Source organism: Aquitalea sp. S1-19, from assembly GCF_024343515.1.
In genome coordinates, this window is sequence record NZ_RJTZ01000024.1 from 23,433 (window position 1) to 35,730 (window position 12,298).

The 12,298-nt window shown below is 60.8% G+C and carries 12 protein-coding genes and 1 riboswitch; of the genes, 7 read left to right on the forward strand and 5 right to left on the reverse strand.

Going from position 1 to position 12,298, the window contains the following annotated elements; genetic code table 11:
* Positions 1–29: 29 nt before the first annotated feature.
* From EGI20_RS05720 to EGI20_RS05750, 7 genes are all read left to right on the forward strand, one after another.
* Positions 30–602, forward strand: a complete 573-nt coding sequence (locus EGI20_RS05720; protein WP_498630386.1) for a DNA-3-methyladenine glycosylase I — start codon at positions 30–32, stop codon at positions 600–602.
* A gap of 43 nt (positions 603–645) precedes the next feature.
* The gene (ypfJ, locus tag EGI20_RS05725) at positions 646–1,506 is read left to right on the forward strand and encodes a KPN_02809 family neutral zinc metallopeptidase (RefSeq protein ID WP_498630388.1); all 861 of its coding nucleotides are present in this window, start codon (positions 646–648) and stop codon (positions 1,504–1,506) included.
* 562 nt (positions 1,507–2,068) lie between these two features.
* Positions 2,069–4,195, forward strand: a complete 2,127-nt coding sequence (gene nrdD, locus EGI20_RS05730; protein ID WP_498630390.1) for an anaerobic ribonucleoside-triphosphate reductase — start codon at positions 2,069–2,071, stop codon at positions 4,193–4,195.
* 8 nt (positions 4,196–4,203) lie between these two features.
* Positions 4,204–4,671, forward strand: a complete 468-nt coding sequence (gene nrdG / locus EGI20_RS05735) for an anaerobic ribonucleoside-triphosphate reductase activating protein (protein ID WP_498630391.1) — start codon at positions 4,204–4,206, stop codon at positions 4,669–4,671.
* A gap of 586 nt (positions 4,672–5,257) precedes the next feature.
* On the forward strand, positions 5,258–5,701 hold the full coding sequence (locus EGI20_RS05740; protein WP_498630393.1) for a ProQ/FINO family protein: 444 nt from the start codon (positions 5,258–5,260) through the stop codon (positions 5,699–5,701).
* 198 nt (positions 5,702–5,899) lie between these two features.
* On the forward strand, positions 5,900–6,541 hold the full coding sequence (locus tag EGI20_RS05745) for a LexA family protein (RefSeq protein WP_498630395.1): 642 nt from the start codon (positions 5,900–5,902) through the stop codon (positions 6,539–6,541).
* Positions 6,542–6,567: 26 nt separating this feature from the next.
* Entirely contained in the window at positions 6,568–6,993 is a 426-nt protein-coding gene (locus EGI20_RS05750; RefSeq protein WP_498630397.1) for a DUF2511 domain-containing protein, read from the forward strand.
* On the opposite strand, the gene EGI20_RS05755 is transcribed toward EGI20_RS05750, so the two are convergent.
* The 5 genes from EGI20_RS05755 to thiM all read right to left on the reverse strand — a co-directional run bounded on the left by EGI20_RS05755 (position 6,994) and on the right by thiM (position 11,972).
* Positions 6,994–8,076: a phospholipase A gene (locus EGI20_RS05755; RefSeq protein WP_498630399.1), complete on the reverse strand. Its 1,083-nt coding sequence runs from the start codon at positions 8,074–8,076 to the stop codon at positions 6,994–6,996. It abuts the gene before it with no gap.
* A gap of 91 nt (positions 8,077–8,167) precedes the next feature.
* Entirely contained in the window at positions 8,168–9,640 is a 1,473-nt protein-coding gene (locus EGI20_RS05760; protein ID WP_498630401.1) for a DUF2252 domain-containing protein, read from the reverse strand.
* 99 nt (positions 9,641–9,739) lie between these two features.
* Positions 9,740–10,540, reverse strand: coding sequence for a bifunctional hydroxymethylpyrimidine kinase/phosphomethylpyrimidine kinase (gene thiD / locus EGI20_RS05765; protein ID WP_498630403.1), 801 nt, complete (start codon positions 10,538–10,540; stop codon positions 9,740–9,742).
* The gene (thiE, locus tag EGI20_RS05770) at positions 10,537–11,172 is read right to left on the reverse strand and encodes a thiamine phosphate synthase (protein WP_498630405.1); all 636 of its coding nucleotides are present in this window, start codon (positions 11,170–11,172) and stop codon (positions 10,537–10,539) included. Before thiE ends, thiD begins: the two co-directional genes overlap by 4 nt.
* Positions 11,169–11,972 carry a hydroxyethylthiazole kinase gene (gene thiM / locus EGI20_RS05775; RefSeq protein ID WP_498630407.1) on the reverse strand — a complete coding sequence of 268 codons (804 nt, stop codon included), beginning with the start codon at positions 11,970–11,972 and terminating at the stop codon, positions 11,169–11,171. Before thiM ends, thiE begins: the two co-directional genes overlap by 4 nt.
* A gap of 49 nt (positions 11,973–12,021) precedes the next feature.
* A riboswitch (TPP riboswitch) is annotated at positions 12,022–12,117 on the reverse strand.
* Between the last annotated feature and the right edge of the window lie 181 nt (positions 12,118–12,298).

Genomic DNA, 12,298 nt, shown 5'->3' on the forward strand with positions numbered 1-12,298 from the left:
TATGCGAAACATCTAACCGGAAGAAAAAAATGAACACACACCGCTGCCCATGGTGCGGGGACGATCCTTTATATATCACCTACCACGATACCGAGTGGGGCGTGCCCAGCCATGATGACCGTCACCTGTTCGAGATGCTGCTACTGGAAGGCGCGCAGGCCGGCCTGTCGTGGATCACCATTCTCAGAAAGCGCGAAGGCTACCGCCGCGCCTTTCACGGTTTCGATCCGGTACGGGTGGCTGCGATGAGCGATGCCGAACTGGCCGCACTGCAGCAAGATGCGGCTATCGTGCGCAACCGGCTGAAAATTGCCAGCGCACGGCGCAATGCGCGCGTGTTTGTCGCCATGCAGCAGGCGCATGGCAGTTTTGCTGCCTGGCTGTGGGCACATGTGGATGGCCAGCCACGGGTCAACCGCCCAGCCAGCATGGCCGAGGTACCGGCCAGTACCCCGCTGTCGGATACGATCAGCCGCGAACTGAAACAGGCGGGCATGAATTTTGTCGGCAGCACCATCATTTACGCCTTCCTGCAGGCGACCGGCGTCGTCAACGATCATCTGCGATCCTGTCCTGCCGCCCAGCAAAGAATGCAGTCATAAGCCACACTGATGCAGGCATTGCACGGCAGACAGGGAGAACAGCATGCACTGGAAAGGCAAGCGTGAAAGCGACAATATCGAAGACCGCCGCGGCATGAGCGCTGCGCCGCGCCTTGGCGGCGGCAAGATCGGCCTTGGCACCATCGCCATCGCACTCTTGGCGTGGTGGCTGTTCGATATCAACCCGATGCAGATCCTCGGCATGGTCGGCAATGGCCCGCAGCAGGTACAGCAAGTGCCGGCTAGCAAGGTGGCACCCGATGACGAGATGGGCCGCTTTGTCTCGGTGGTACTGGCCGACACCGAAGATGTCTGGGGCGAACTGTTCCGCCAGCAGGGCAAGACCTATCAGGCGCCGACGCTGGTGCTGTTCTCCGGCCGCACCCCCACCGCCTGCGGCCAGGGCTCGGCGGCGATGGGACCGTTCTACTGCCCGCTGGACAGCAAGGTCTATATCGATCTGGACTTCTACCGCACCTTGCACACGCAACTGGGTGCGCCGGGCGATTTCGCCCAAGCCTATGTGATCGCGCACGAAATCGGCCACCATGTACAAAACCAGCTGGGCATTTCGGACAAGGTGCGCCAACTGCGTAGCAAAATGGGCGAGGCCGAAGGCAATGCACTATCGGTGCGGCAGGAGTTGCAGGCCGACTGTCTGGCCGGCGTCTGGGCCCACCACGCCGACCGGGCACGCTCGCTGCTGGAAGCTGGCGATCTGGAAGAAGGCCTGAACGCGGCCTCCAGGATAGGCGACGATAACCTGCAACGCTCGGCAGGACAGGCGGTGGTGCCGGACAGTTTTACCCATGGCACGAGCGAGCAGCGCGTACGCTGGTTCCGCCGAGGTTTCGACGCAGGCCAGATGCAGCAGTGCGACACCTTTGCCGCTGCCAGCCTGTAGTAAGGCGCATATGGATGGCGGCCCAGCCTCTGCTCGGCGGCCACCTCCGGCACGACATCAACAGGAAAGCGCGGTGGGAACGCGTCTGGCAGCAGGCTCAGGCTCCCGCCAGCGCAAGCTGCGACCTTCACAGCTCGGCCGTGCGCATTCTCAAGGCCCCGATCCTAGTTGCACTCAAGCACGAACTGGATATGTGTACGGGGAACCAACGCCAGCGCTCTGGCCGGTGAATTGCTGGCCGATTCCATACAGGATGCAGCGGATCGTCTGCCCGTCCCCTCCCGCCCCCTTGCCCGCCTAACATTCGACCGGCAACCATGCCGGCCATACGCCGCAGCCCGACAAACCCCAATCCAGACAGGGGATTACCACCATATCTAGCTACCCAATAGACATAACACACTATTGGTAGTGAAATACGGCTTGTCTGCCCCCAAGGATTGACGTAAATTACGCCCCGATTCCAGACCGGCCCGGCACCGACACCGCGCGCCCGCACACCCTATTTTCGCCAGTGCCGCCCTTGGCCTGCTGCTGGCTGACACAATGAAAGCACACCCGAATGTTGCAAGTGATCAAGCGCGATGGCGCTATCGTGGCCTATGACAGCGCAAAAATCGCCAACGCCTGCCTGCGCGCAGCGCAAGCCGTCCATCATGTGCACGCCGAAGCGCTGGCACAGGACACGGCACGCCAGGTAGAAGATCAATGCCGCGCACACGAGGGCGAGCTGGACATTCCCGCCATCCAGCAGCGCGTCGAGGATGTGCTGATGCAGACCGCGCCGGATGTGGCGCGGGTGTATATCCAGTACCGCCATGACCGGGACACTATCCGCGCGCAGGGTTCGGAGCTGCACGCCAAGCTGATGGGGCTGGTGCACAAGACCGACCTGGAAGTCACCACCGAAAACGCCAACAAGGACGCCAATGTGTTCCCGGTGATGCGTGACCTGATGGCCGGCATCGTCTCCAAGCAGTTTGCCAGCGCCTTTTTGCCCAAGGATATCCAGGAGGCGCACCGCGAAGGCGACCTGCACTATCACGACCTGGATTACGCACCGTTCCTGCCGTTTACCAACTGCTGCCTGGTCGACCTCAAGGGCATGCTGGCCAACGGTTTCCGTCTGGGCAATGCCAAGATCGAGAGCCCTAAATCCATAGGCGTGGCTTGTGCCGTCACCGCCCAGATCATCGCCCAGGTCGCCAGCCACCAGTATGGCGGCACCACCATCCCCAATATCGACCAGACGCTGGCGCCTTATGTCGCCAAGACCTACCGCAAGAACCTGGAGCTGGCCGCGCAATACCACATTCCGGACCCGGAGAGCTATGCGCGCGAACGCACCGAAAAAGAAGCCTACGACGGCATGCAGGCGTGCGAATACGAAATCAACACCCTGTTCAGCTCCAACGGCCAGCAGCCCTTCGTCACTTTCTCCTTCGGCATGGGTGTCAGCTGGGAAGAACGCATCATCCAGCAAGCCATTTTGCGCATCCGCATCAAGGGTCTGGGCAAGGACGGCATCACCCCGGTGTTCCCGAAACTGGTGTTCTTTATCGACGCCGGCATCAACCTCGCGCCGCAGGACCCGAACTACGACATCAAGCAGCTGGCACTGGAGTGCGCATCCAAGCGCATGTACCCGGACATTATTTCGGCCGCGCTCAACCGCCAGATCACCGGTTCCAGCGTACCGGTGTCGCCGATGGGCTGCCGCAGCTTTTTGTCGGCATGGAAAAATGAAGATGGCGAGGAAGTGCTGGACGGACGCAACAACCTGGGCGTGGTCAGCCTCAACCTGCCGCGCCTAGCCTTGCTGGCCAAGGGGGATACGGCCTTGTTCAACACCCTGCTGGACGAACGCCTGACACTATGCCGGCGCGCGCTGATGACGCGCATAGACCGCCTCAAAGGTGTTAAAGCCAGCGTCGCGCCCATCCTGTATACCGAAGGCGCGTTCGGCGTGCGCCTCAAGCCCGACGACGACATCACAGCCTTGTTCGAGCATGGCCGCGCCTCGATCTCGCTGGGCTATATCGGCCTGCACGAAGTGGGCAGCCTGCTGTTCGGCCAGCACCCGCTGGAGAGCGAAGCCTGCCGGCAGTTCCTGCACGACACCGTGGCGCGCATGAGCGCCGCCACCAAAGTGTGGAGCCGCGAAACCGGCTATGCCTTCTCGCTTTACTCCACCCCGAGCGAGTCGCTGTGCCACCGCTTCTGCAAGCTGGATCAGGCGCGTTTTGGCGACATCGCCGGCATCACCGACAAGGGCTATTACACCAACTCCTTCCATCTGGACGTGTACCGCAAAGCTAATCCGTTCGAGAAACTGGACTTCGAGGCCGGCTATGCCAGCCATGCCAGCGGCGGCCATATCAGCTATGTCGAGCTGCCGAATATGCAACACAACCTCAAGGCGCTGGAAAGCATCTGGGACTATGCGCTGGCGCGCGTACCCTACTTCGGCACCAACACGCCGGTGGATTCCTGTGGTGCCTGCGGCTTTATGGGCGAGGCGCTGGCCACCGAAACCGGCTTTTGCTGCCCGGCCTGCGCCAACACCGACAGCGCTTCGCTCTCGGTCACGCGCCGCGTCTGCGGCTATCTGGGCAGCCCCAACGCGCGCCCGTTTAACGCCGGCAAGCAAAAAGAAGTGATGCGCCGGGTCAAGCACCACAAAGGCTGAGCCTCTGCATGCATTACGCCCGCTTTTACGGCTGCGACCTGGTCAACGGCGAAGGCATACGCGTCACCCTGTTCGTCAGCGGTTGTCTGCATGCCTGCGCCGGCTGCTACAACCGCAGCACTTGGGATCGAAAATCCGGACAGCCCTTCACCGCCGAAGTCGAAGCCGAGCTGCTGGATTTGTGCGCCAGTCACGACGGGCTCAGCCTGAGCGGCGGTGACCCGCTGCATCCGCACAACCGTACCGCGATAGAGTCACTGTGCCGCGCCTTCAAGGCGCGCTATCCGGACAAGGATATCTGGCTGTGGACCGGCTACCGCTATGAAGACATCTGTACGCTGGCGCTGCTGCGTTATATCGATGTCCTGATCGACGGCAAGTATGAACAAGACCTGCCGACAACCAAACCGTGGCGCGGCTCAGATAACCAGCGTCTGTTCCGTCTGGCACAACAGCCCGCACCGGCCTGCGCCTAAATAGCGCTGCCCGCATCCGGTCATGGCAGCCACGCTTTTCAGCGGTGCAGCCAGCGCCGGCCCCTTCGCTTCACAGATGTCCATCACCAGCTCGCCACCTTGGGCTGCGTGCTTGTGCGCGCGCTCGCCATTGGGTCACAAAGCGTCAATCAGTAGCAATGAGGTCTGGCCAAGAAAAAAACAGGCGCAATATTTGGGCGAGCATCCATGAACGCACCATGGGAGACACAAAGGCAGGACAAGAGGAGTATCGACGAGAAACAACGCCGAGAATGGCAGGCAAAAAAAATGCCCCGGGAAAAACCCGAGGCACACAATGCAAACAACAAAGGAGAAACCATATGAAGCAAATGAATATTAGCAAATCACTATATTTGATACAATAGCCATAACACGATATCGACATTTGATGTCGCAAAAAGCCAAGTCGTTCTCAGCAGCAACCGGCTCGGTCCACCATCAGACAGGCGAGGGAAAACACACAAGTCGCGCCATCTGCGGCAATCACGTGTAAAATGACGCTTTCCCTGTCGCTGGCGCTGCTGGCGTCAGGCGTATTTTCTAGCAAAAGGCAACAAGCATCACCATGGCTCAAACCAAAGAAACTGCACTGGGTGAAGCCCTGAAGGCTGCCGTGCAATCCATTAGCAAGAAGAAGCAAACCGAGATGATTGCCGGCCACCTCTACACCAGCTACCCGGTTTTCAAGCAGTTCAAGCCGCTGGCAATCGGTATCCATGAGGCACTGGGCGCTGCACTGCCCCAGTACGAAGCCCAGCTGATCGGCCGCGTGCTGTCCAATCACTGCCGTAAACCGCGTTACCTGAAATCGGTAGCCCGTGGCGGCAAGCGCTTTGCACTGGATGGCAAACCCGCAGGCGTGGTCAGCGACGAAGAAAAAGCCGCCGCCCACAAGCAATGCGAAGACCTGGAAGCACGCGCCCAGCTGGCGGCCCAGACTGCCAAGCCCCTGGCTGCCAAACCAGCCGATGACAGCACGACAGACGCCGCGCCACCTGCGGCCGAATAAAGCGCTTTATTCCGCTCTTTAAGCAGCACACACCACGCCGCCCGCGTTTTTTCGCCGGCGGCGTTGGTTTTTTGCGACAGTCCCAAACCCAGCGGCCAGCCTTGCCGCCCCGGCTCTTCCCGCCTGCCTGTTGCCATTTTTAGCCGGTCCCGGCATACGCACTTGTCACTTCTTGAATTTTGGTGCAATATTCAAGCCATGGAAAACGACGACAACATCCCCCCTCCCCCGCTGCATGGCGGCGCACGTATGGGTGCCGGGCGCAAAAAAGGCAGCGGCCGTTTCAGCACCGACGAGCCCCTAGTGCAGATACGCGTTCCTGCCTGCGACAAGCCGGCCGTAATCAATTTTGTCGAGCGTCGCCTGGCTGCCCGCCTGGCACAGATGCTGTCGCCGGCCGAGCTGGCCATGCGCTATCCGGGCGTGATTTTCCTGCCGGACCCGCAGGCACAGACCGCCGAAGTGCCGGTGTTCGCCAGCCGGGTGCGCGCCGGTCTGCCCTCGCCTGCCGATGACCAGATCGACGATATGGTCGATTTGAACCGTCTGCTGCTGGACGATGCACGCGAGCGTTTTATGGTGCGGGTCAAGGGTGACTCGATGATAGAAGCCGGCATTGCCGAGGGAGACTTGCTGGTGGTGGACCGCAAGCGCGAAGCCCGTCATGGCGATATCGTACTGGCGGCCATTGATGCCGAGCCGACCGTCAAGCGCCTGTTCAGGCGCGATGGCCGCCTGGCGCTGCTACCCGAAAACAGCAGTTATACCCCGATAGAGCTGAACGAGGGTCAGGAGTTACTGATCTGGGGTGTAGTTACCAGCTGCGTCAAACAATTCTGAAGTCTAGCCGGACGAAAGGAAATGCGATGTCCTACAGCCTGTCTTATTCTGCCCGCCTTGCCCGTCGCCAGGCACGCTACGATCTGCCGCAACGCCGACGCACCCAGCTCGGGCTCGCCATCGTTGCCGCCAGCCTTCTGCTCAGCGCCGGCTTGCTGCTGGCTGCGGGTCTGCCCAAGGACGACATGCAACATGTGACGGCGGCGGAATACGGCAGCGAATGGCCACTCACGCTGACCGGAGGCGATCTGGCCTGCCATGACAATGGTGCCATCACACTCAAGAGCGCGGAAGGCATCGAATATGCGCTGAACGACAAGGCGCTGGGAGGCGGCTACCGCGCACCTCTGGCCATCTGGAAATACGATGAAAATATGGCCAGCGGCGTCAACTTGCCGCTGACGCCATTGATCCAGCACGGCGCACAGCTGTGCCGCCCCCAGCCGGCCTGATTAGCGCCACTCAATCAGGGAGATCCCCAGCCCGATACCCTGATTGTGGAAATTGTAATTCTGTAGCGAATCGCCCCAGCCGTTAAAGGCCTGCACATAGCCATGCAGATTGCCCGAGATCGGGAACGCCCATTCGAACTGGAAGAACGAACGGTTGGGCGTGCTGCTGCCAAACTTGAGGTTGTTGCGCCAGGTCAGCGAAAACACATTGCCCCGCCAGGGATAGACGGCAACCGTCTCCATGCGGCCGACAAAATCGCTGATATCCGGATTATTGTCACCGCTTGCACTCTCCGGAATGCGCCACCACGGCTTGACCACCACCGACAAGTCCCCCGAACTCAGACCGAAGCTGGCATATAACCGATTCCATGAGCGCGACAGCGGGTTGGTCTCGCCATTTGACTGATGCACGGCCCCCAGATTGACCATCCTGAGCTTGAGCCAATCCGGCCCGGTATTCAGCGGGAAAGTGGCCCAGAGCTCGGGCTGGTAGTCGGTCTCCCTGAACGGTGACGAATTACCACTGTCGTACGACTGCCAGAAGCTTTGCTGGGTATACGCCCCCCACAAATCCACATCCGAACCCAACATGTCCTGCCATAGTTTGGTCTTGAACGACAGCTGGATCTTGGTTTCCAGACGGTCGTAATCCTGACCGCCACGGCGCGAGCAATTGAGCGGATTGGGAGAGCACGGGTCATTGTTGATATTCTTACGCCACGACAGCGGCAGAAGATACATGGGCTGATAAGGCTTAATGCGGAAGGTGCCGTCCTGATATTGCGGCTCCAGCTCCCAACGCTGCGCCAGCGTCTGCGCCCCCATCCCCCCCGCATCCCCCCAGCTATCCTCATGCTGCGCCTGGGAATGACCGGCCGTCGCTAGCGGCAAAGCCTGCGCGGTCATGGTTGATGCCGGCACAGCCACCGTAACTGCCGGCTGGACCACCCCGTTTAGCTGGTCATAGCAGGCGAGCCGCCCCTGATCATCCGCAATCGTCCGACACTCGGCTACGTCGCCAGCCCATGCCACCCCATGCCCAGCCAAAGCCAGCAAAACCCACCACGGCTGAATATTCATGCTCACCTTTAAATAAACGATAAATTTCCGATTATTCAGGATAGCAATTGAAATACAAAAACCATGCTGATTGACACACAAAAAACATAAACTAAATATCTTCGGACATAAAATCGATACGCCCCAAGCGAGCAGCCTCGCGCAAAGCAGCAAAATCGCGTTCGTTCTGTGCGGCATAGTCGAGTGCAAATCCGGCAATCGAATCGGCCAATACCTCCCCCTTGCCGATATAGCCCGCGATCACGGCGGCATCACCCGAGCGGGCATGAGCACGCGCCAGCGCCCAACCGGTATTGCGGGCAAAACCCAGCATATTGCCCGGGGTAAAGATTTCCACCATAGGCTTGACCTTGACGTCACGCAGCTGACGGATATACATCTGCCGGCCCTGTACCCCCACCAGATGACCGAGGAACACATCGGATGCGGCCTGCATCAGACGCTGGCCAAACACCACCCGCTCGCCATTACTGGCGAAAGGTTCAACATCGACATAGGGCTCCAGCACCGAAGCGCGCGCCTCCTTCACCTGCAAAAACAGCGCATCATCCTCGGCAGCAAAAAACAACGCAATCGCGCACAGCGTTCCCACGCTACCGACGCCGACTACTTTGACGGCGATATCGGCCAGCTCATAGCGGTCGAACAGCTGCCGCCGCTCCGGAGGCAGCGACTCGCGGTAACGCTGCAGATTTTCACGCACTGCCTCGTCGACCTCAGCCTCGCGCATATTATCGAGATGGTAGATCAAAGGCGGCATATCCTTGATGCGCGGCTGGCCTTTGTCCATATGCGCCAGCTTGACGAACTCGGTCGCCGAATCATGCGCCATAGCCTTTTCCAGCACTTTTTTGCGCCGGCGCCTGAGCGAGGCATCTTCGGTCTGCGCGATCAGCTCCTCGTAATCGAGATAGGCATACCACGCATCCAGGGTCGACATCTGCGCCAGCTCACGCAATTTGTCGCGATAGCAATTAACGACATGAGCTGCCGCCGCCCGGCCATCAGAAAGCTTGTGCCCATTGTGACTACTGGCGATGACGAAACTGGCGGCCAGACGCTTGAGATCACACTCCCATGGTGCGGGATAAGTTTCGTCAAAATCATTGATATCGAAAATGATGCGCCGCTCGGGAGTCGCAAAGGCACCAAAGTTCATCAAATGGCAATCCCCGCAAGCCTGCACTGCCAATCCGGTCACAGGCGTTTCCGAGAGATCGGACGCCATGATGGCAGCCGCACCGCGATAAAAAGCAAACGGCGAAGCCAGCATGCGCCCGTAACGGATAGGCAGCAGCGCAGACTGCCGCCCTTCGCCGGAGGCAATCAGGATCTCCACCGGATCCGGGCGGTCCGTACGCGGCGTAAAGCCGGTATGCGACTCGCGCGGACAACTGACCCGCAGCGCACGCCCCGCCTCATGCCGCTCCTCGCGGGTACGCAGATGCGCCGGCTTTTTCAGATAAGCCGCATCGATAGGGGTACGATAAGATCCGCCATGGGCTGTCGCCGGAGCAGATTTTTTGGACTTGCCGCTTTTTTTCGCAGACGCACGCTGAGTCATGACTGGGCCCTCGATCAGGAATGAAGGCGGCAAGCCGCCACGGACAATACCCATTCACTGTAGGCCACGCACGCGACGGCACTTGATGCATGCTAAGACTCACCACCAGGCATGGAAATGATGCACCGGCCCGATGCCCTGCCCCAGTTGCAGCCGCTCTGCACCCGCCAGCGCATGACCTAGCCAGACTTTGGCGTCGCCAACAGCCTGTTGCCAGCTCTCACGCTGTGGTCGTAGCGCACACAGCGCAGCCGAGAGCGTGCAGCCGGTGCCATGGGTGTGGCGCGTCGCCATGCGCGGCGCGACAAAGCGCACCCGCGCCTCTGGCGTCACCAGCCAGTCCGGGCTCTCGCTTGTGTCGGCCAGATGGCCACCTTTCATCAATACCGCTTGGGCGCCCAGTTGCAACAGCTTGTCGGCCTGATGCAGCATCTCGTCTTCCGAGCGCGCCATAGTCTCGCCCAACAGCGCGGCAGCCTCGGGCAGATTGGGCGTAATGATGGAGGCCAGCGGCAGCAGGCGCTCGCGCAGCACACCGACCGCGTCGGGCGCGAGCAAGGCATGGCCGCCCTTGGCGATCATCACCGTGTCGAGCACGAAAAACGCCGGCTGCCACGCCGTCAGCACATCGGCGACCGCATGGATAATGCCGGCATTGGCCAGCATGCCGCACTTCACCGCATCGACCCGGATGTCGGCAAACACCGACTCGCACTGCGCGCGCACGAAATCCGGTGCCACCGCGCTGACCGCCTGCACGCCCTGCGTGTTCTGCGCCGTCAGCGCCGTGATCACGCTCATACCGTAGGCACCGAGCGCGGAAAAGGTTTTCAAATCGGCCTGAATGCCGGCACCGCCGCTGGAATCCGAGCCAGCAATCGTTAAAACACGGGAAATCATGCGTTCACTCCAAACAGGGAAACAAGCTCGCGGGTGGCGGCCTCGGGGTTGGCTGCCGCGCAAATGGCGCTGATAACGGCCAGACCATCGATACCGCAGGCGATAAGGTCAGCCGCGTTGTGCTGAGCGATGCCACCAATTGCCACCAAGGGCACACCGGGGCCCGGCATTAAATGCTTCAAGGCAGGCAGACCCAGCGCAGGCGCAGCATCGGGTTTGCTCGTTGTCGCAAACACCGGCCCCACCCCCAGATAATCGACCGCGCCGCCCTCAAGCGCCGCCAGCTCGGCAGCATCGCTGACCGACAAGCCAACTAGCGCATCCGGCCCCATTAACTGGCGCACCAGCGCCACCGGCAGATCCTGCTGCCCCACATGCACTCCATCGGCGCCCACCGCCAGCGCAACATCCACATGGTCATTGATAATCAGCGGCACGCCCGCAGCCCGGCATAGCGGCAACAAGGCAAGGCCGGCCTCGACCCATTGGCGCTTTTTCCACTGCGGCGCACGCAGTTGCACGACGCCGGCACCTCCGGCCAGCGCCGCCTGCGTCACCCTTAACATGCCGGCCAGACCGCCACACAGATCGGGGTCCAGCACCAGATACACGCGGTAATCGACAGGCTTCATGCCGGCCACCGTGCGTGCAGCATCGCACCGTCTATCGAGCACAGGGTATCAAGCAAGGCCACGGCAAAACTGCCCGGCCCCCGGCTGTAAAGTGCCGCCTGTTCGCCGCCAAGCTTCATCAGCGCACACACGGCAGCGGCGGCATCAAGACGCCTCTCTTTAAGCGAACAGGCGGCCGCCACCAGTGCCGACAAGGCACAGCCGGTACCGGTGACTTGCTGCAAGCGCGCATCGCCGCCACTGATGGCCAGTACCTGCCCGTCCAGACACAGATAGTCGGTCGCACCGGTCACAATCACCAGCGTGTCGTACTGATGTGCCAGCTGACAGGCACACGCCAGCGCCTGTTCACTGGCATCCAGACTATCAACCCCGCGCCCCTGTCCGGCTTCACCGGCGAGCGCGCGGATTTCGGCTGCATTGCCACGAATGGCCGCCGGGCCCTGCATCAAAAGTTCATGGCAAAAATCGCGGCGGAACGACAAGGCCCCGACAGCGACCGGATCCAGCACCCAGGGCGTGCCGGCGCGGCGCGCAGCGGATACCGCCAGACGCATGGCATCAGCCTGAGTGCTATCCAGTGTGCCCACATTGACCAGCAGGGCCGAGGCCAGCGCGGCAAATTCGGCGACTTCTTCGCGGGCGACTACCATGGCGGGCGCAACGCCGCTGGCCAGCAAAACATTGGCGGTAAAATTGGCGACGACCTGATTGGTCAGACAATGCACCAGCGGCGTAGCCGCACGCAGGGCATCCAGTGCGACGGCCGCTGCGCGGCTGTCAAAAGGCAGGCTATTCATAGGCTACTCCCGGGCCATGCCGCAGAAGCAGACGACAGGCAGGCGAGCGCCGGCCTGATCGTGACCTCCCTACGCTGGCATAACCCAGATCAGGTACTGCGGGTCTCTCTCAGCCACGCCAGGCGCGGCACCCCGAGTCACATTCAAAAGAAGGACGGATTATGCTGAGCATGATCCGTACGCGTCAATGCAATACGACGGCAGCCTTGCTCCTGCGGGGGCGTCAGAACGATCAGATGGAGAGCGCACCAACATCCACGGCAAGACATGCCATACAGGCAAAATCGGGCGATCGGCAGCAAAATGCGCCCCAGCGTATATGATTT